17 protein-coding genes and 1 pseudogene are annotated in these 18,299 nt (G+C 66.1%); 13 read left to right on the top strand and 5 right to left on the bottom strand.

Annotated elements, in window-relative coordinates:
• Positions 1 to 127: 127 nt before the first annotated feature.
• The 5 genes from G335_RS0111660 (at position 128) to G335_RS0111640 (ending at position 6,083) form a co-directional block, all read left to right on the top strand.
• Complete coding sequence (locus G335_RS0111660) at positions 128 to 1,471, top strand: phosphomannomutase/phosphoglucomutase (protein ID WP_018145795.1); 1,344 nt, start codon at positions 128 to 130, stop codon at positions 1,469 to 1,471.
• A gap of 5 nt (positions 1,472 to 1,476) precedes the next feature.
• Positions 1,477 to 2,907 (top strand): mannose-1-phosphate guanylyltransferase/mannose-6-phosphate isomerase, encoded by a 1,431-nt coding sequence (locus G335_RS0111655; RefSeq protein ID WP_018145794.1) that lies wholly within the window; start codon positions 1,477 to 1,479, stop codon positions 2,905 to 2,907.
• An 86-nt stretch (positions 2,908 to 2,993) separates the two neighbouring features.
• A complete protein-coding gene (gene gmd, locus G335_RS0111650; RefSeq protein WP_018145793.1) occupies positions 2,994 to 4,079 on the top strand; it encodes a GDP-mannose 4,6-dehydratase in 1,086 nt (361 codons plus the stop codon).
• Positions 4,072 to 5,037 (top strand): GDP-L-fucose synthase, encoded by a 966-nt coding sequence (locus G335_RS0111645; protein WP_026182115.1) that lies wholly within the window; start codon positions 4,072 to 4,074, stop codon positions 5,035 to 5,037. Before gmd ends, G335_RS0111645 begins: the two co-directional genes overlap by 8 nt.
• On the top strand, positions 5,034 to 6,083 hold the full coding sequence (locus G335_RS0111640) for a glycosyltransferase family 10 domain-containing protein (protein ID WP_018145791.1): 1,050 nt from the start codon (positions 5,034 to 5,036) through the stop codon (positions 6,081 to 6,083). Before G335_RS0111645 ends, G335_RS0111640 begins: the two co-directional genes overlap by 4 nt.
• 17 nt (positions 6,084 to 6,100) lie before the next feature.
• Here the strand turns inward: G335_RS0111640 and G335_RS0111635 are convergent, their stop codons facing one another.
• Positions 6,101 to 9,259: an error-prone DNA polymerase gene (locus G335_RS0111635; protein WP_018176860.1), complete on the bottom strand. Its 3,159-nt coding sequence runs from the start codon at positions 9,257 to 9,259 to the stop codon at positions 6,101 to 6,103.
• 182 nt (positions 9,260 to 9,441) lie between these two features.
• Here G335_RS0111635 and G335_RS0111630 point away from each other — a divergent pair, with 182 nt between their 5' ends.
• Positions 9,442 to 10,710: a phosphatidylserine/phosphatidylglycerophosphate/cardiolipin synthase family protein gene (locus tag G335_RS0111630; RefSeq protein ID WP_018169663.1), complete on the top strand. Its 1,269-nt coding sequence runs from the start codon at positions 9,442 to 9,444 to the stop codon at positions 10,708 to 10,710.
• A gap of 35 nt (positions 10,711 to 10,745) precedes the next feature.
• The gene (locus G335_RS0111625) at positions 10,746 to 11,291 is read left to right on the top strand and encodes a cyclin-dependent kinase inhibitor 3 family protein (protein WP_018176859.1); all 546 of its coding nucleotides are present in this window, start codon (positions 10,746 to 10,748) and stop codon (positions 11,289 to 11,291) included.
• Between the two features lie 8 nt (positions 11,292 to 11,299).
• On the opposite strand, the gene G335_RS0111620 is transcribed toward G335_RS0111625, so the two are convergent.
• Positions 11,300 to 11,923, bottom strand: coding sequence for an SPOR domain-containing protein (locus G335_RS0111620; protein WP_018176858.1), 624 nt, complete (start codon positions 11,921 to 11,923; stop codon positions 11,300 to 11,302).
• 253 nt (positions 11,924 to 12,176) lie between these two features.
• Here G335_RS0111620 and G335_RS0111615 point away from each other — a divergent pair, with 253 nt between their 5' ends.
• A complete protein-coding gene (locus tag G335_RS0111615; protein WP_018169666.1) occupies positions 12,177 to 12,845 on the top strand; it encodes a bifunctional 2-polyprenyl-6-hydroxyphenol methylase/3-demethylubiquinol 3-O-methyltransferase UbiG in 669 nt (222 codons plus the stop codon).
• On the opposite strand, the gene ubiG is transcribed toward G335_RS0111615, so the two are convergent.
• The gene (gene ubiG / locus G335_RS0111610; protein WP_038084752.1) at positions 12,792 to 13,550 is read right to left on the bottom strand and encodes a bifunctional 2-polyprenyl-6-hydroxyphenol methylase/3-demethylubiquinol 3-O-methyltransferase UbiG; all 759 of its coding nucleotides are present in this window, start codon (positions 13,548 to 13,550) and stop codon (positions 12,792 to 12,794) included. The two genes, G335_RS0111615 and ubiG, sit on opposite strands and share 54 nt — an antisense overlap.
• Positions 13,551 to 13,635: 85 nt before the next feature.
• Between ubiG and G335_RS0111605 the strand changes: the two genes are divergently transcribed.
• Positions 13,636 to 14,307: a DUF429 domain-containing protein gene (locus G335_RS0111605; protein ID WP_018169668.1), complete on the top strand. Its 672-nt coding sequence runs from the start codon at positions 13,636 to 13,638 to the stop codon at positions 14,305 to 14,307.
• A 13-nt stretch (positions 14,308 to 14,320) separates the two neighbouring features.
• On the opposite strand, the gene G335_RS0111600 is transcribed toward G335_RS0111605, so the two are convergent.
• Positions 14,321 to 14,527, bottom strand: a complete 207-nt coding sequence (locus G335_RS0111600) for a LexA family transcriptional regulator (RefSeq protein ID WP_018169669.1) — start codon at positions 14,525 to 14,527, stop codon at positions 14,321 to 14,323.
• Positions 14,528 to 14,643: 116 nt separating this feature from the next.
• Here G335_RS0111600 and G335_RS14040 point away from each other — a divergent pair.
• The 3 genes and pseudogenes from G335_RS14040 to G335_RS0111590 all read left to right on the top strand — a co-directional run.
• A pseudogene (locus G335_RS14040) lies at positions 14,644 to 15,007 on the top strand (hypothetical protein); the annotation flags it as partial.
• A gap of 61 nt (positions 15,008 to 15,068) precedes the next feature.
• Complete coding sequence (locus G335_RS0111595) at positions 15,069 to 15,584, top strand: type 1 glutamine amidotransferase domain-containing protein (protein WP_018176857.1); 516 nt, start codon at positions 15,069 to 15,071, stop codon at positions 15,582 to 15,584.
• A gap of 140 nt (positions 15,585 to 15,724) precedes the next feature.
• The gene (locus G335_RS0111590; RefSeq protein WP_018145781.1) at positions 15,725 to 16,045 is read left to right on the top strand and encodes a hypothetical protein; all 321 of its coding nucleotides are present in this window, start codon (positions 15,725 to 15,727) and stop codon (positions 16,043 to 16,045) included.
• Between the two features lie 293 nt (positions 16,046 to 16,338).
• On the opposite strand, the gene G335_RS0111585 is transcribed toward G335_RS0111590, so the two are convergent.
• On the bottom strand, positions 16,339 to 17,769 hold the full coding sequence (locus G335_RS0111585) for a phospholipase D-like domain-containing protein (protein ID WP_018176856.1): 1,431 nt from the start codon (positions 17,767 to 17,769) through the stop codon (positions 16,339 to 16,341).
• A 263-nt stretch (positions 17,770 to 18,032) separates the two neighbouring features.
• Here G335_RS0111585 and G335_RS0111580 point away from each other — a divergent pair, with 263 nt between their 5' ends.
• Positions 18,033 to 18,275 carry a hypothetical protein gene (locus G335_RS0111580; protein ID WP_231362646.1) on the top strand — a complete coding sequence of 81 codons (243 nt, stop codon included), beginning with the start codon at positions 18,033 to 18,035 and terminating at the stop codon, positions 18,273 to 18,275.
• Positions 18,276 to 18,299: the final 24 nt, after the last annotated feature.

Below are 18,299 nucleotides of genomic sequence, written 5' to 3'. Positions count from 1 at the left end.
AAGTAACGGCACTCACGCCAGTGATGCTGGCATGGCCTCGCGGAGCCCTTTGGCTATGTATCATGAAGGTGTACGCAACGGATTTCTGTCCGGTGCGGGAAGCGAATGATGCCGGTAAGGGGCGTGCATGAAGATCGACTGTTTCAAGGCCTACGACATACGTGGCCGGGTGCCGGACCAGCTCAATCCGGATGTGGTGCGAGCGATCGGGCGCGCCTTCGCCGAGGAGATCCGGCCGGGACGCACGGTCGTCGGGCACGATATCCGCCTTTCCAGCCCGGAACTGGCGCGGGCGCTCACCGAAGGGCTTACGGCGGGCGGGAGTGATGTTGCCGATATCGGCATGTGTGGCACCGAAGAGGTGTATTTCGCCACCGCGCACTATGGGGCCGGTGGCGGGATCATGGTGACGGCCAGCCACAATCCGCTGGACTATAACGGGCTGAAACTGGTACGCAGCGATGCGCGCCCGATCAGCGGGGATTCCGGGCTGCAGGCGATTCGCACTCGCGCTGAGCGCGGTGACTTCCGGCCCATGCCCCACGGGCAGGTCCGGCACCTGGATCATCGGGCGGACTACATCTCCCGGTTGCTGGCCTCGGTCGACCGCGAAACCTTGCCGAAACTCAAGGTGGTCGTGAACCCCGGCAACGGGGGCGCGGGGCCGGTGCTGGAGGCCCTGGAGCCGCATCTCCCGTTCGAGCTGATCCGCGTCAATTTCGAACCGGATGGGCATTTCCCCAATGGCATTCCCAATCCATTGCTGCCGGAGAACCGCGCGGCCACCGCGGAGGCGGTGCGCAAGCACGGCGCCGATCTGGGCGTGGCCTGGGACGGCGACTTTGATCGCTGCTTCCTGTTCGACGCCGAAGGCAACTTCATCGAGGGGTATTACATCGTGGGCCTGCTGGCCGAGGCATGCCTGGAGGGGCACGCCGGGGAGCGCATCGTCCATGATCCGCGCCTGACCTGGAACACCATTGAGATGGTGTGTGCCGCGGGGGGCGAGCCCATCCAGTCCAAGACCGGACATGCCTTCATGAAGGAGCGGCTGCGCCACGAGGATGGGATTTACGGAGGCGAGATGAGTGCTCACCACTACTTCCGGGACTTCTACTACTGCGATACCGGGATGTTGCCCTGGTTGCGGGTGGCCGAGCTCATGGGCCGGCGCGGTCAAACGCTGGGCGAGATGGTGGCCGAGCGCATGGCGCGCTTCCCCTGCAGCGGCGAGCTGAACTTCGAGGTCGAGGACGCCGCTGCCGCCACCGATCGGGTGATGCAGGCCTACGCGTCGGAAGCCGTGGGGCTGGATCATACGGATGGCGTCAGTCTGGAATTCGCGGACTGGCGCTTCAACCTGCGCAGTTCCAATACCGAGCCGCTGCTGCGGTTGAATGTGGAGACCCGCGCCGATCCGGCCCTGCTGGAACGCCGCGTGGACGAGATTTCACGCCTGATACGGGGGTAAGGCCGATGGAACATACGCAAAGCCGGACGGAACTGCAGCCGGTGATCCTGGCCGGCGGATCGGGGACTCGGCTGTGGCCGGTATCGCGCAGTCACTACCCCAAGCAGTTCCTGCCCCTGACCGGGGAGCAGACGTTGCTGCAGCAGACGGCCCAGCGGCTGTACGGCCTGGGCGCGTCGGCGCCCCTGGTGCTGGCCAACGTCGAGCATCGCTTCCTGGCGGCCGAGCAGTTGCGGGCGGCAGGTGTGGAGCATGCCCGCATCGTGCTGGAGCCGGAGGGGCGCAATACCGCCCCGGCAATCGCCCTGGCCGCATTGCAGGCGCAGGTGGAAGGGCGCGACCCGTTGTTGCTGATCTTGGCGGCGGACCACCACATCGGTGATCCCGAGGCCTTCCAGGCCGCCGTGGCGCGAGCCATGACGCTGGCGGAGGCGGGCCACCTGGTGACCTTCGGGATCGTACCTACTGCTGCGGAGACCGGTTATGGCTACATCCAGCAGGGTGAGTCCCTGGGGGAGGCCGGGGCGCGAGTGGCGCGTTTCGTCGAGAAGCCGGATGCCGCCACCGCGCGCGAGTACGTCGACAGTGGCGATTACCTCTGGAACAGCGGCATGTTCGTGTTCCGCGCCTCGCTGTACATGCAGGAGTTGCAGCGTTTCGAACCGGGCATCGTCGAGGCTTGTCGCGCCGCGCTGGAGGGCGCTCGCGAGGACCTCGACTTCCTGCGGGTGGACCCGGAGGCCTTCGCCGCGGCCCCGAACATCTCGGTGGATTACGCCGTGATGGAGCGCACCGAGCACGCCGCCGTCACACCGCTGGCCGCCGGTTGGAGCGACATCGGCTCGTGGTCCGCTCTGGCGCGCGTGCGTGGTATGGATGAGCAGGGCAACACCCTGCGCGGGGACTGCCTGCTGGAAGATAGCGAGGGCTGCGTGGTGGATGCCGACGGCCTGCTGGTCGCCGGCATTGGCCTGCGCAACCTGGCCGTGGTCGCCACCCGTGACGCCGTACTGGTTGCCGACCGCGACCGCGTTCAGGACGTCAAACTCATCGTGGAGCGCCTGAAAGCGGACAACCGCAGCGAGCACGTCAATCACACGGCGGTTTATCGTCCCTGGGGGTGCTACGAATCCATCGATACCGGGGCGCGCTATCAGGTCAAGCGCATCACCGTGAACCCCGGTGCGCGTCTTTCCCTGCAGATGCATCATCATCGAGCCGAACATTGGGTAGTAGTCAGCGGCACCGCGCGGGTGACCAATGGCGAGCAGAATTACCTGGTCACCGAGAACGAATCGACCTTCATCCCGATTGGCCAGGTTCACTGCCTGGAGAACCCCGGCGCGCTCCCGCTGGAATTGATCGAGGTGCAGTCCGGAAGCTACCTCGGCGAGGATGACATTGTCCGCCTGGAGGACGTGTACGGCCGCGCGTGACCGGGCATCGGGTGGTTCCGGGAATGCTATGATCCGCCCTTTTGGGCGGCGCGCGGACGGGGCGTGGCCTGCGAGCAGGAGTTGGCATGGCCAAAGTGGCATTGATCACCGGGATTACCGGGCAGGACGGGGCCTACCTGGCCGAGTTTTTGCTGGACAAGGGCTACGAGGTGCACGGCATCAAGCGCCGCTCCTCTCTGTTTAATACCGATCGTATCGACCACCTGTATCAGGATCCGCACGAGAGTGATCGCCGGTTCATCCTGCATCATGGCGACTTGACTGATTCGACCTGCCTGATCCGCATCATTCAGCAGGTGCAGCCGGACGAGATCTACAATCTCGCCGCGCAGTCGCATGTCGCGGTCTCGTTTGAGGAGCCGGAGTACACCGCCAACTCCGATGCCCTGGGCACGCTCCGCGTGCTGGAGGCGATCCGCATCCTTGGCATGGAGCAGACCACGCGCTTCTATCAGGCCAGCACCTCGGAGCTCTACGGCAAGGTTCAGGCCACCCCGCAGGACGAGACCACCCCGTTCTATCCGCGCAGCCCGTATGCGGTGGCCAAGCTGTATGCCTACTGGATCGTGGTGAATTACCGCGAGGCCTACGGGATGTATGCCTGCAACGGCATCCTGTTCAACCACGAATCGCCGGTGCGCGGCGAAACCTTCGTCACCCGCAAGATTACGCGCGCCTTGGCCCGCATCAAGCTGGGGCTGCAGGAACGCCTCTATCTGGGCAACCTGGATGCCAAACGGGACTGGGGACATGCCCGTGACTACGTCGAGATGCAGTGGCTGATGTTGCAGCAGGAAACCCCGGACGACTACGTGATCGCCACCGGCGAACAGCACAGCGTGCGCGACTTCGTCGACGCCGCAGCGCGCGAGCTGGGCATGCGCATCGAATGGCGCGGCGAGGGCGTGGACGAGCAGGGCTTCGACGAAAAGGGCCGCTGCATCGTGTCGGTGGACCCGCGCTATTTTCGTCCCACCGAGGTCGAGACCCTGTTGGGGGATGCCAGCAAGGCCAAGCGCGAGCTGGGCTGGGAACCGCGTATTCGCTTTGACGAACTAGTGGCCGAGATGGTGCGCGAGGATCTCAGGAGTGCCGAGCGGGACGAGTTGGTGCGCGACCACGGCTACCGGACCCTGAGTCGCCATGAGTAAATTGCAACGCGTCTTCGTCGCCGGACACCGCGGGATGGTGGGCCGCGCGGTGTGTCGCCAGCTCGAGGACTGGCCGGGGGTGGAACTGCTGACCCGCAGCCATGCGGAGCTGGACCTGACCGATCAGGCGGCGGTCGAGGCCTTCATGCGCGTGGAGCGCCCGGATCGGGTCTACCTCGCGGCGGCGAAGGTCGGGGGCATCCATGCCAACAACACCTATCCGGCCGAGTTCATCCGCGACAACCTCGCGATCCAGACGAACGTGATCCATGGCGCGCACGGAGCGGGCGTGCGGCGGCTGCTCTTTCTCGGGTCCAGCTGCATCTATCCGCGCGAGGCGCCGCAGCCGATCCCCGAGGAGGCCCTGCTGACCGGGCCGCTGGAGCCGACCAACGAGCCCTACGCGATTGCCAAGATCGCCGGCATCAAGCTGTGCGAGAGCTACAACCGGCAGTACGGCACGGATTACCGCTCGGTGATGCCGACCAACCTCTACGGCCCGGGTGACAACTATCACCCGGAGAACAGCCACGTGATTCCCGGGCTGATCCGGCGCTTTCACGAGGCGAAGCGGGCCGGAGCCGGGCATGTGACCGTCTGGGGGAGTGGCACCCCGCGCCGGGAGTTCCTCCACGTGGATGACATGGCGGCGGCCTGTGTACACGTGATGAACCTCGATCACGTGACCTACGCAGAACACACGCAACCGATGCTGAGCCATATCAACGTCGGCACCGGCGAGGATCTAGCGATCGCCGATCTGGCGCGGCTGGTGGCCCGGGTGGTCGGCTTTGCCGGCGAACTGCGTTTTGACACCTCGCGGCCGGACGGGACGCCGCGCAAGCTGCTGGATGTCTCGCGACTCGCGGCGCTGGGATGGAAGGCCCGGATCGAACTTGAAGAGGGCCTCGCGGGAGCTTATGCCGAATTCCTGGAACGCGGCGGGGAGAGGCCGTGACGGACCCCGTGTCGCGTCCAATCCGGGTCAAGTTCCTCTCGACCATGCGCGAGAGCATCTGGCGCCACCAGCTGCCGGACGGTGAAGGGCGGTGGGGAGACTGCGAGTTCATTTTCGATCCCCAGGCGACGGAATACGACTGGCTGGTGGTCTACGACGAGTTTCCCTCGAACACGGGGCGTAATCGGCACTACAGCGAGCAAATGGCCTGCGGGGCCGAGCGCACTCTGCTGGTAACCATGGAGCCGCCGTCCATCAAGTCCTATGGCCGGCGTTTTACCCGGCAGTTTGGTCGCGTGCTGACCTCGCACCCGGAATGGGCCCTCAAGCACCGTCGGCGCATCCATTCCCAGCAGGGGATGCTCTGGTACTACGGTTTCGGCAGTCAGGGCGAGCGGCCGTACAACGAGATGCGGGCGAACCCGCCGTTGGAGAAGACCCGCGAGATCGCCACCATGTGTTCGGCGAAACGCCAGCGCCACACTCTGCACCGGCGGCGCTATGACTTCACCTGGGCGCTGAAGGCCGAGCTGCCAGAACTGGAGATCTTCGGCAAGGGGGTGCAGCCGCTGGATGACAAGGCCGAATGCCTGGATGCGTACCGCTATCACCTCGCGGTGGAGAACTACGTGGGGCCGCATCACTGGACCGAGAAGCTGGCGGACGCCTTTCTCGGCGCGACGCTCCCGTTTTACTACGGTGCGCCCAATGCGGCGGACTATTTTCCGCCGGAAAGCTTCATCGCGGTTGATATCGATGACGTGGAGGGGACGGCGGAACGCATTCGCCGCGCCATCCGCGACAACGAGTATGAACAGCGCCTGCCACACATCCTCGAGGCCCGGCGCCGGGTGCTGGAGGAGTACAACCAGTTCGCCGTGGTCTCGCGGATTATCGAGGCTGCACACGACACCGAGCCGGCTGGTCCCACGGGGCAGTGGATCCATTCCCGCCGCGCCCTCCGGCGCCGCGATCCGCTGGCCGCTTTGGAAGGAGCCTGGGAGAAGGTCAGCCAGCGCATCGGCCACCTCGCCGGACGTACCTGAACTGGCCGCTTTGCGGTTCAGCCGAAGTCGCGGGAGTGGGTGGCGAGTTCGCCGAGCCAGGTGCTGCGGTCGATCAGGTGCTGCACGATCAGGTGGCCGACGCCTTCGCTGTACTGCCACTCGCCGTGGGCCTCCAGCAGGCGGCCGTGCAGGACCTCGGCGCGAAAGTGCTCCACCCGGTCCGGCCAGACGATCAGGTTCAACGTGCCAGTTTCGTCCTCCAGGGTGAGGAATACCGTGCCGTTGGCCGAGCCGGGGCGCTGGCGGGTGATCACCAGTCCGGCGTAGCGGGCCCCGCTGTAGCCGGGCTGTTCGAGTAGCCGGGCGGCGGTGGACAGTCGGTGCTGTTCCAGGAATGGGCGCATTAGCGCCAGCGGGTGCGGGCCCAGGCTCAGGCCCTGGGTGGCGTAGTCCTGCACCAGGTCGTCCACCGCATCCGGGCGGGGCAGCAACGGGGTCACGTCGGCCTCGCGCACGGTCTCGCCCGGACCCTCGGCGAACAGCGGCAGAGGCTCCTCCACCGCCTCGGTCGCCCAGCGCGCCTGGTGGCGGTTACCGGCCAGGCCCTTCAGGGCGTCGGCGCGCGCGAGGCGATTGGCCTGGGCGCGGGTGAGCCTGGCGCGAGCCACCAGGTCCGGCACGTCCGCGAATGGCCGCTCAACGCGGGCGGTGACCACGCGCCCGGCGACGTCGCGGGCCAGCCCGCCGACGCGGTTTAGGCCCAGGCGCAGGGCCAGCGCGTCGCTCCCGGCCAGCGGCTCCACCGTGCACTCCCAGTCACTACAACGCACGTCCACCGGGCGGACCTCCACGCCGTGGCGGCGGGCGTCGGCGACGATCTGCGCCGGGGCGTAGAAGCCCATCGGCTGGCTGTTCAGCAGGGCGCAGGCGAAGATCGCCGGTTCGTGGCACTTGAGCCAGGACGAGACATAGGTGATCAGCGCAAAGCTCGCCGAGTGCGACTCGGGGAAGCCGTATTCGCCAAAACCGAGGATCTGCTTGTACAACTGCTCGGCGAATTTCTCCGGATAGCCGCGTTCGCGCATGCCGTCCATCAGGCGCTCGCGGTAGCGCGCGAGCTGGCCAGTGCGGCGCCAGGCGCCGATCGCGCGGCGCAGCCCGTCCGCCTCGCCGGCGGAGAAACCGGCCGCGACCATCGCCAGCTCGATCACCTGCTCCTGGAAGATCGGCACACCCAGCGTGCGCCCGAGCACGCGTTTCACCTCGCTATTTGGGTAGCGCACTCGCTCCGGGTGGGCGCGGCGCTTGAGAAACGGGTGCACCATCTCGCCCTGGATAGGGCCGGGGCGCACGATGGCGATCTCGATCACCAGATCGTAGAAGTTCGCGGGCTTCAGGCGCGGCAGCATGCTCATCTGCGCGCGTGACTCGATCTGGAACACGCCCAGGGTGTCGGCCTTCTGCAGCATGCGATAGACCGCCGGATCCTCGGCGGGGATGTCGGCCAGGCCCCAGTCGCGGCCCCGGTGATGCGCCATCAGCTCCAGCGCACGGCGCACGCAGGAGAGCATCCCCAGCGCCAGCACGTCGATCTTCAGCAGGCCCACCGCGTCCAGGTCGTCCTTGTCCCACTGGATCACGGAGCGCTCAGGCATCGCCGCGTTCTCGATGGGCACCAGTTCGTCCAGCCGGCCGTCGGCGATCACGAAGCCGCCGGTGTGCTGCGACAGGTGGCGCGGGAAGTCGAGCAGCTCGGCGGTCAGCATCTGCCACTGCCGGGCCAGGGCGCCGTCCGGGTCCAGCCCGACCTCGCGCAGGCGCTCGGCGGGGATGCCGTCGTCCCACCAGGCGAGGTTGGCGGTCAGCGCATCCAGCCGTGCACGCGAGATGCCCAGCGCGCGGCCGACGTCGCGCAGGGCGCTGCGGCGGCGGTAGCGGATTACCGTGCAGGCCAGCGCGGCGCGCTCGCGGCCGTAGCGCCGGTAGATGTACTGGATCACCTCCTCGCGGCGTTCGTGCTCGAAGTCGACGTCGATGTCCGGCGGCTCGCCACGCTCGGCGGAGATGAAGCGCTCGAACAGCATGCTGGAGCGCGACGGATCCACCGTGGTGATGCCGAGGGCGTAGCAAACCGCCGAGTTCGCGGCCGAGCCGCGCCCCTGGCACAGGATCCCGCGGCCGAGGGCAAAGCACACGATGTCGTAGACGGTCAGGAAGTACGGCTCGTAGCCCAGCTCGCGGATGATGCCCAGTTCGCGTTCGATCTGTTCGCGCACCGGGGCCGGGATGCCATCGGGCCAGCGCTTGAGCGCGCCCTTGAGGGTCTCCTCGCGCAGGTAGGCGGACGGGGTCATGGTCTTCGGCAACGGGTCGGTGGGGTAGCGGTAGGTGACCGCGTCCAGCGAGAAGTCGCAGTCCCGCGCGATGGCCACACTGGCCTCAAGCCAGGCGGCGGGATACAGCGTGGCCAGTTCGGCCCGCGGGCGCAGGCAGCGTTCCCCATTGGGGAAGCGTTCCTGCGCCGCCTCCGCGACCGTCGAACGCAGGCGCAGGGCGGTCAGCACGTCCTGTAGTGCTCGCCGGCCGCGCCGGTGCATGTGCACGTCGCCGCAGGCGACGAGCGGGAGTCCAGTGGCGGTTCCCAGCGTCCGGGCGCGGGTCGTCAGGGTGGCATCTTCGGGGGTACGCAACTGGCTCACGGCCAGGTGGCCCTGACCTGGGGCGGCCCATCCGGACAGCCAGTGGGCCGCTTCGGCGAGCGACGCCCCTGGGCTGTCGGCCTCGACCCGCAGCAGGCTGTGCCAGCCGGTGCGGCTCTCGGCGGGCAGGGCATCCAGGTCGGCGCGCGTCAGGTGGTAGTGTCCCTTGTCCGCCGCGCCGCGGGCCCGAGTGATCAATCGACACAGGGCGGAATACCCCGTGGGATTGCGCACCAGAAGCGTCAGGGTGGGGCCATCGGCCAGCCGGAAGGTCGCCCCCAGGATCAGGTGTAACCCACATTCCTTTGCTGCCGAGTGTGCTCGTACTACACCAGCCAGCGAGGCGATATCGGTCAGCGCCAGCGCGCGATAGCCCAGTGCCTGCGCCTGCTCGACCAGTTCCTCCGGGTGCGAAGCCCCGCGCAGGAACGAGAAGTTGCTGAGCGTCGTCAGTTCGGCATAGGCCGGGGGGGCGCCGGCATGCTTGCGGGTGGGGGGATGGGCTGCGGATTCCATATACTGTCGATATATACAGTATATGGAATCCGTCCCACAATGACCGGGGGGATCGCCAACCCATTACGCTTCAACGCGGTGCCGGGATAACAGGCCACCTGACGAACCTTCGCCGGTTTTTGTAACCGGCTGTGTACACTGAGCCAAAATCCTCATGTATTCGCTGCGTGCCTGGAGACCCCATGCGCTACGTCCTGCTCCCGGTGGTGCTGATTGCCCTGATCTTTGCGCTGGGGAATGTGGTGCTGTTCAATGCGTTGCCGAAACCGGACCGGCTGAAAGAGCCGCTGGCGCTGGAGTACGGGACTTCGTCGGAGCAGTTCCGGCGGGACATGGGCCTGCTCCTGCAGCAGCCGATCATGAGCGGCAACCGCATTGACCTGTTACAGGACGGCGAGGCCATCTACGCGGCCAAGATCGAGGCGATCGAAAACGCCGAGCATTCGGTCACCTTCGAGGTGTACGAGTACTGGGGCGAGCAGGCGGCGATTTTCTCCGAGGTCCTGGCGCGTGCGGCGGAACGCGGGGTTCGGGTGCATGCCATGCTGGATTTCCTTGGTTCGCGCGATGCTGACCCGGAGATGTTCGAGCGCATGGAAGAGGCCGGGGTGGAGCTGGTGCGCTGGCGCGAGCCGTCCTGGTACCAGTTGTCGCGCTTCAATCACCGCACGCACCGCAAGCTATTGGTGGTGGACGGTCATACCGGTTTCATCGGGGGAGCCAACGTGGCCGATCCCTGGGTTGACGGTGACGACCGCGATGGCTATCGCGACAATCACTTCCGCATCCAGGGCCCGGTGGTCGGCAATCTGCAGGCGGTGTTCCTGGAGACCTGGCTGGACGCCACGGGGCGGATGCCCACCGGCGAGGCGTATTTCCCCGAGCTGTCCGAAATGGGGGATCGCGACGCCCAGATGGTTAACAGTGCCCCGCGCGAGGGGCGTCACCGGGTGCGCCTGATGTTTCTGCATGCCATCGCCGCGGCGGAAGAGCACATCACGATCGGTACGGCCTATTTCTATCCCGATCCGCGGTTCCTGGAGGTACTGGAGGAGGCGGCCGACCGGGGCGTCCGTATTCGCGTGCTCGTCCCGGGCGACAGCATGAACTTCGGTTTCTTCCGTCATGCATCGGTCAATCGCTGGCGGCCGATGCTCGAATCCGGGGTGGAACTGTACGAGTATCATCCGCGCATGTACCACTCCAAGCTGATGGCGATCGACGACCGCTGGGCCAGTATCGGCTCCGCGAATCTGCACAACCGGTCGTTTCGTCTGAACGACGAGGCCAACCTGAACATCTGGGACGAAGGCTTCGCCCGCGAGATCCGCGAACTGATCGAGGTGGACAAGGCCGATGCCGAGCGCCTGACCATCGAGGACTGGGAGAACCGGCCGCTGCGGCGACGCCTGGCGGGGTGGATCACGCACCTGATTGGTCCCTATCTTTGATGCACCCATTCCGACCCCCACGGCAGGAGCACGCCATGACATCCCCCACGGCCGGCCAGACCCCTTCGTTCGACATCGGGGTCATTCATCTGCCCGAGGGCGGGGCGATTGGCATGACTCGTTGCCCCGGCAAGCGGCCGGATGGAACGAGTTGCGCGGCGCAGGACGTGCAGGCGGATCTGGCGGCGCTGTGGGACTGGGGTGCGAACGTGCTCGTGACCCTGAATCAGGGGTCCGAGCTAACTGATCTGGGTGTTCCGGATCTCGGGAAGACCGTTCGGGCGGCGGGGATGCGCTGGCTGCATCTCCCGATCGGCGACATGGCCGCTCCCGATCGGCCCTGGGAAGAGGGTTGGCAGGATGTCGGGCCGCAGGTCCACCAGCGGTTGCGGGCCGGCGAGCGCGTGGTGTTCCACTGCGGGGGCGGTCAGGGCCGTGCGGGCACCATTGCTGCCCTGACCCTCATCGAACGCGGGCTTGCGCCGGAGGCGGCCATCCGGGAGGTCCGGTCGGCCCGTCCCGGCGCGATCGAAAGCCCCGACCAGGAACGCTACCTGCGCAGCTTGCCGCGCACGGACTGAGGTGCGTTTCAGGAGTGGTTCAACGGCCGCGCGACGATAAAGGCATCCGCGAGCGTATCCCCTTCCTGTGCCTCGAGGGCGGCCATCGCGGCTGCGCGCGCGTCGAACAGGCCGATGCGAACCCGGTAGCGTTCGGAGGCCGGCTCGGGTCCGTCCACGACCTCCAGGCGGCTGGCAAGCCCGCGGGCCTTCAGGATCCGGTCCAGCTTCCGGGCGTTTTCCAGTTCGGTGAATACGCCGGCCTGGATGGAATACAGCTCCTCGGGTGCGGAGGCGGCTTCGCTCCGCTCATGCTGGCGTTCCGGCGTGGGTTCCGCCAGCGACGGCTCCTGGCTTTTCCGCTCAATGCGGCCGGAATGGCGAGCCGGCGAGAAGAGTGGCAATGCGGTGTCATCGCCGGCGCGGGTCGACAAGGGTGCCGGGGTATCCAGCCAAGACGCGCGGGCGCGTCCGGATTCCGGCGCCGAGCCCGTGTTCTCGGTTGCCGGCGATTCGGGCTCGGCGACAAGCGGTCCGGGGGCCCCGATCGCGGCGCCCGAAAAGACACCCAGAACGAATAGCAGGACCGTGGCCAGCGGGGTGCCCAGCACCAGGAGGAACAGTTGGCGTCGGGTAAGGAACAGATTGATCATCTTATGACCCTCCTTGGCAATCTTTGCCTTTTCGTCATCGAGGGGCGGGACCTCCGTCGGGCGACGGAAAAATGACGTTTCCGCCCTCTTGTAGCGATATGCAAACAAGATGCCAGTTATGGGTCGGGCCGGGAGGCGAGAGGTTCGTGGAAGACTGTCTGCTTGGGTGCGATGATGCGCGCAGGGCCTGGCGAGGGTTCGTACGGCCCTTGTCCCTGCCGCGCTGCCCTACCGGTCCTTGGCGAGAAGCCTGATGCGAAGTGCGATCTACGATCTCCTGATCCTGCGACTGACCGCCCGCTGGTATGCGGAGGCCCTGGAGCGGATGCCAGATGGCGCGCGAGTGCTGGATGTGGGCATCGGCACGGCGGGGGCATTGCTGGCCAATGCCGAGCGGGCGCGGCACAAGCAGTTGCACCTGACCGGGATCGACATCGATGGCGACTACGTCCGGCGGGCGCGGCGCCGGTTGCAGGAATCAACCCTGGCCGACTGCGCCGCGGTATTTCGGGAATCCGTGTACGACCACGCGGGTGGTCCCTACGACGTGGTGTACTTTTCCGCGAGCTTCATGCTGCTGCCCGATCCGGAACAGGCCCTGCGCCACTGCAAGGGGCTGCTCGCGCCAGGCGGCCGGTTCCTGTTCACGCAGACCATCCAGCGCCACCCGGCGCGCTGGGTCGAGATCCTCAAGCCCCTGCTGCTGCGGATCACGACCATCGATTTCGGGCACGTGACCTACGAGGCGGATCTCCGCGCCCAGCTCGCGGCCGCGGATCTGGTGGTGGAGGAATGGAGCGTGCTGGCCACCCATGGGTCGCGTGCTTCCTGCCTCGTGGTGGCGTGTCCGGCGAGCGAGGGCGCCGGATCAGGCAATGGGCTTGCGCGCCAGGATCATGTAGTTGACGCTCATGGATCGTGACAGCCACATCCGGCGGTTGAGCGGATTGACCCTGACCCCCGTCTGCGTCATGGGCTCCAGGCCGTCCCGTGCCAGTAGGTCCCGCGTTTCCCGGGGCGTGACGAATCGCTTCCACTGATGGGTGCCTCGGGGCAGGATGCGGAAGAGGTACTCGGCCCCGACAATGGCGACCACGAACGAGACCGGATTGCGGTTGATCGTGGCCACGAAGGTGTGACCGCCGCGGCGGAGCATGCGATTGACGCTCCCCATGAACGCCGGCAGGTCCGCGACGTGTTCGACCACCTCCATGTTGAGGATCACATCGAAGTCTTCTCCGCGCTCCGCGAGGGCCTCCGCCGTGTTGACCTCGTACTGGATATCGAGGCCTTGCTCGTCGGCGTGATGCCGGGCCGCGGCGATGTTGCGGTCCACCACGTCCACGCCCAGCACGTCCGCACCGAGGCGGGCCATGGCCTCGCTCAACAGGCCTCCGCCGCAGCCGATGTCCAGCATGCGCAGGCCGGCCAGGGGGCGGTCGGCTTCCGGGTCCCGTCCGAGCGAGTGGCAGAGCTGATCCCGGATGTAGTCGGTGCGCAGGCGATTCAGCACGTGCAGGGGCCAGAGTCTGCCATCCGGTTGCCACCACATCTCGGCCAGGGCGCGGTAGCGCTCCACCTCGTTCGGATCGACGGTTCGGTCGCGTTCCACATCCGGAGAATTCATTGGCTGCGCGGCTCACCATGTATGTGAAGGTTACTTTCGGACCACGCGATCCCGTTTTTGATCGCACCCGGCCAGGATCGATGCGATGGTGGCCCTTCGTCAGAAGCGGGCCGAGGTAGATCGAATGGGGCAGACGATCATCGGGGTGGACCTGTCCGGTCCCGGGAGTGCCGCGCATACCTCCGTCGCCGTGTTCCGTGAACAGGGTGGGGCGCTCGATCTGTTGGAGCTGGTGGCGGGGGCCAATGACCAGGCGATCCTCGACCGTGTACCCGCGGGCGCGATTGTGGGGCTGGATGCGCCCTTGTCGTATTCGCCCATCGGAGGCAGCCGCACATCCGACCAGTCCCTGCGACGCGTGGCGGTCGAACACGGATTGCCGGCCGGAACCGTCATGGCACCTTCCGCACCGCGCATGGCCTACCTGACGCTGCGGGGCGTGGCGGTCAGCCGCATGCTCCGCAGCGAGCGCCCGGACGCCCGGGTGGTGGAGGTACACCCCACCGTGGCGATGGTCCTGAGGGACGCCTCGGTGGCGACATTGAAGGCCATGAAGCATGATTCAGAGGCGCGCCGCGAGCTGCTGGTCTGGCTGGAGGGGCAGGGGCTCCACGGGGTGTGCGATCTCGATCAGGTCAGCGATCACTCGGTGGCCGCCTGTGCCGCGGCCGTGGCGGCCTGGTGGTGGAGCCAGGGCAGCCCCGCCTGGATCCACCCGGCCGAGCCGCCGCTGCATCCGTTCGACTTCGCCTGCTGACGGGCTGCTTCGATCAGAGGTGACGGCGCATCTGCCCGACCAGTACGGCCTGGATGCGGAGTCGGTCCGGGGCGACGAAGAGGGGCGCATAGGTCCGAGTCTCCGCGTGCAGCAGGACGACATTCGGGGGCTGCTCGATACGCTTGAGGGTGGCTTCTTCGCCATTGATCAGGACCACGAGGATCTCGCCGTTGCGGGCATGGTTGCGCGATTCGATCACCACCCAGTCGGGTTCTACCCCATTTCTGCGGACGGTTTGGAAAGGGCTGAAAACTTCAGATCCTGAACGGCGATGCGGCGCCGCATCCTTGGATTGTGGAACCGCTCAATGTAGCCAAACAGATCGTCGCGTACCACGAGTCGGGGCATGCCCTTCTGGCGTATTTGTTACCCAAGGCTGATGCTCTCGAAAAGGCGACCGTGATCCCGCGCGGGCACGCCCTTGCGGTAACGGCGCAGGTGCCCGAGGAGGAGCGCTACAATTTCGGCGAGTCCTACTTGCGCGACAAGATCGCGGTGATGTTCGGGCGGGCGTCTGGCCGAATCTCTGGTATTCAACGAGGCTCGCGCTCGGGAGACACTGGAAAAACACCGCGAAGCATTCGAAACCCTTGCCCAGGCCCTGGCGGAACAGGAAACCCTGGAGGTGGAAGCAATCCGCGAGATCCTGAAGGATCAGGCGATGGAAGGGCAGGCGTGACGCTCTTCCGCCGCGGGCTTGACTACACCCGTCATGAAAACCCCTGCATGGAGGAAGCACCATGAGCCTTGCCGACAAGCATGTCGCCATCCTCGCAGAAGATAATTACCAGGAGCTGGAGCTGCACTATCCACGGCTGCGCATGCTGGAAGCCGGGATGCGGGTTTCCGTTGTGGGCGCCGGCAAGCCGGAATACGCCAGCGCCAAGGGCTATACGGTGAAGGCGGACGTCAGTGCCGTCGGGGTCGATGCGAACGACCTTGATGCGCTGATCATCCCGGGCGGCATGGCACCCGACAAGATGCGGAGGCATCGGGCAATGGTCGATCTGGTGTGCGCCGTGGACCAGCGTGGCGGGCTGGTGGCCTGGATCTGTCACGGTGGCTGGATGGCCGTATCGGCCAACATACTGGCCGGGCGGCGGGTGACCTCGTTCCATTCGATCCGTGACGATATGGTCAACGCAGGTGCCGACTGGTTCGACGAGGAAGTCGTGCAGGATGGCAACCTGATCAGTAGCCGCACGCCGGATGACTTGCCTGCATTTTGTCGGGTGTTGCTCGAAAAACTGGGCTGATTCCCCCGCACATACAGCAGAGGGCTTTAGTTCGAGCCAGCAGGCCCTAGTCCCGGACCAATGCTTCCGCTAACGGATGTATTGGGGCGTGTTCAGGGCGCAGCTTTATATGCTGCGGATCCTTGGTTCGCAGCGGACCCATGCAATTCACGAAGAACAAGGATACGGACGAGATGAGTGATCGCGAACAATACGTCGAGAAGATGAAAGCAAAAATTGACGAATGGAACCACGACCTGGGAAAGCTGGAGGCGAAGGCCAAGCAGGCGGATGCGGATCTGCGCGCCAAGTACGAAGAGCAAATCCAGGAACTGCGTAAACGGCGCGACGAGGCCGAGGAACGGCTACGCCAGGTGCGCGAGGCGAGCGAGGATTCGTGGAAGGAGTTGCGGGAAGGAATGGAGTCCGCCTGGGATGACATGGCAAAGGCACTTCGGAACGCTTCGGATCGCTTCCGGTAAGAACGAGGCCTGGCGAAATGGAAACGGTCGCGCGAGCCGCGTCGCCGCCCCGATCGCCTTTTCTTGCTCCCCGGCCCAGTGCCTGGCATTGCCAGAGGCATGGCCGCGAGTCCGTCCCGGGGGGCGGTGCGTCCCCGGTGGAGGAAGGTCGCTTCGGTGGGTTCAGCCCAGCGTGGTGTGGCCCGCGCCTGCTGGTTCGCGAATAACCGCCATACTCGTGGGCGACCGCCCTCGGCGTGGTGTTTCCGAGTGTGGAACGGGTCCGCACCGCAGTAAGCGGTGTCTGGTGCGGATCAGAAAGAAGACAGCCCGGTTGCCTCCATCATCCGGTAGCGCCAGTAGCGCAGCCGGGAGTCGTCGGCATATTCCTGGTAGGGGAGGCTGTGAACCCGGTCCGGCTCGTTGTGCCAGCGGGTATCGAAGAATTGGGCGGCATCGGCGATAACCGGAGTCCCGGCCTCGGCCTGAATCTGCACGTTGGTCTCCAGGTTGAAATTGTCCAGGTTGCGCCGGGTGAAGTTCGCGGAGCCCGCAAGCAGCGTGGCATCTCCATCGCGAGGACGATGCAGGAGCATCTTCGCGTGGCACTGCTCGCCCTGGGTATTGCACCAGCGCACCGAGACGCCCCCGGCGTTCAGTTCCAGCGCCGCTTGCCGGTTGGGTAGTCCCTGCTTTTTCCGGCCGAATGCATCACGGTTCGGATCGAGAAGCACCCGCAGGTCGACGCCGCGCTGCTGCGCGGCCAGAAGGGCCTTCACGATGGCCCGGTGCGAGAGGTAAAACATCCACAGGTCCAGCTGGTCCCCGGGATCCGAGGCGTCAATCATCTCCAGGGCGGCGTCGCGGATCCGTGACTCGGTCAGGACTCGGATCCCGACGGGCGAATCGACGGCTCCGTTCGCTTCCACGCGATCCGGAAGGGCCGTTCGGGTTCCATTCGAGAACTCTGCGACCGCGCGCTCGGTGTGCAGCAGGTCGATGGCCGCGGCGCCCCGGAAACGCACGGCGATGTTGTCGTGCCGGCTGCTGGCGTCATGCGGATTCCCCGAGGTCACCAGTCCGGTCCAGCCGTCCGGCCCATCCGTGACCAGCGTCTTGCGGTGGTTCGCCTTGAAGTTTAGAAGCGCAAGGTACGTGCGCAGGGTGACGGGTGTATCGCCCACCGGGTTCGGGAGCCAACCACCATGCGAACTGTTGCCGAACCACTGACAACAGATGCGCCAGGTGGCCGACCACAGGGGGTTGGGATCGCGCAGGGCCCGCAGATCCGTTTCGATCACGGGGATCCCCTGCGCCTCCAGCCGGGAGAGCAGGGGCTGCTTGATGCCGCCGTAGAGGGTGTTGAAGGGATCGGTGATCAGCAGCGCCTCGACCCCGGGGCGTTGTGCGTGCCACTCCGCCAGTCCGAGGACGAACTCGCTTGAGAGCGGACGATGCGCAGCCTCGGACGTCGCCGCAAACTGGTTCACCAGAAAGAAATCCGCGACGACCAGCGACTGCGCCTGTCCGATCATCTCCAGGGCGGCATCGAATATCTCCTGCTCTGTGTGCTGATTGCCCTGCGTGTCCGTCCACGTGGCATCCGCGAGGAACTCGACCCCCTCGGCGGGATGGTAGGGCGTGACGACATCGAGCCCTTCGGGAAGCGGCTTGTACAGGTGGTAGGCGCCGGTCGAGAGGTAGACAGCCAGCAACCCAAGCAGGAACCAGCGCCCGCGCCTCATGCGCAGCCCGAAGCGCCGGCCAGGGACGAACGCGGCGGCGTTCCGGTCCTGGCACCATCCCCGATCAGGCCGTGATCCTCGATCGGCACATAGCCGTCCAGAGGTGGCGGGGGCATCTCAGTGACGTTCAACGGGACCCCTCCGATGGTGGGCTACACTGATGTCAGGGAACCCGCCCGGCTGCGGTGGCGGGTGGCCCCTGAAGCGCAACTGCTTGTCCGGGCCGTAGGACCGCGTAGCGTCTGCCTAGAGACTGGGGTTTGGTGGCGAAGTCTGTCAATGCGCAGGCGGGGGCCTGGATGCCAGTGCCGGACAAGTGGTCTCGGGATCCCGGCTTTGGCGAGAGCATCGCCGCGAACGGTGTGATGCTGGAAAAGGCCGGGGACGCCGGTGTGGAGACCGGCCTCGGCGGCCGGGCCCCGAACGACTACCCGGAGTTCGCCGCGTTTCGGGTGGAGCAGGGGATCGAACGCATCCTGGTGAGTGTCCGGACAGCTTCATGGTGAAGCGGAGGGTCGCGCAGGCCGAAT

Source organism: Thioalkalivibrio sp. AKL8, from assembly GCF_000380525.1.
GTDB lineage: Bacteria > Pseudomonadota > Gammaproteobacteria > Ectothiorhodospirales > Ectothiorhodospiraceae > Thioalkalivibrio > Thioalkalivibrio versutus.
This window is presented reverse-complemented; position numbering and strand designations above follow the sequence as displayed.

Coding starts and splice junctions, on each gene's coding strand:
- G335_RS0111660 (WP_018145795.1), top strand. CDS start 128: ATGAAGATCGACTGTTTCAAGGCCTACGACATACGTGGCCGGGTGCCG.
- G335_RS0111655 (WP_018145794.1), top strand. CDS start 1,477: ATGGAACATACGCAAAGCCGGACGGAACTGCAGCCGGTGATCCTGGCC.
- gmd (WP_018145793.1), top strand. CDS start 2,994: ATGGCCAAAGTGGCATTGATCACCGGGATTACCGGGCAGGACGGGGCC.
- G335_RS0111645 (WP_026182115.1), top strand. CDS start 4,072: ATGAGTAAATTGCAACGCGTCTTCGTCGCCGGACACCGCGGGATGGTG.
- G335_RS0111635 (WP_018176860.1), bottom strand. CDS start 9,259: ATGGAATCCGCAGCCCATCCCCCCACCCGCAAGCATGCCGGCGCCCCC.
- G335_RS0111630 (WP_018169663.1), top strand. CDS start 9,442: ATGCGCTACGTCCTGCTCCCGGTGGTGCTGATTGCCCTGATCTTTGCG.
- G335_RS0111625 (WP_018176859.1), top strand. CDS start 10,746: ATGACATCCCCCACGGCCGGCCAGACCCCTTCGTTCGACATCGGGGTC.
- G335_RS0111620 (WP_018176858.1), bottom strand. CDS start 11,923: ATGATCAATCTGTTCCTTACCCGACGCCAACTGTTCCTCCTGGTGCTG.
- G335_RS0111615 (WP_018169666.1), top strand. CDS start 12,177: ATGCGAAGTGCGATCTACGATCTCCTGATCCTGCGACTGACCGCCCGC.
- ubiG (WP_038084752.1), bottom strand. CDS start 13,550: ATGAATTCTCCGGATGTGGAACGCGACCGAACCGTCGATCCGAACGAG.
- G335_RS0111605 (WP_018169668.1), top strand. CDS start 13,636: ATGGTGGCCCTTCGTCAGAAGCGGGCCGAGGTAGATCGAATGGGGCAG.
- G335_RS0111595 (WP_018176857.1), top strand. CDS start 15,069: ATGAGCCTTGCCGACAAGCATGTCGCCATCCTCGCAGAAGATAATTAC.
- G335_RS0111590 (WP_018145781.1), top strand. CDS start 15,725: ATGCAATTCACGAAGAACAAGGATACGGACGAGATGAGTGATCGCGAA.
- G335_RS0111585 (WP_018176856.1), bottom strand. CDS start 17,769: ATGAGGCGCGGGCGCTGGTTCCTGCTTGGGTTGCTGGCTGTCTACCTC.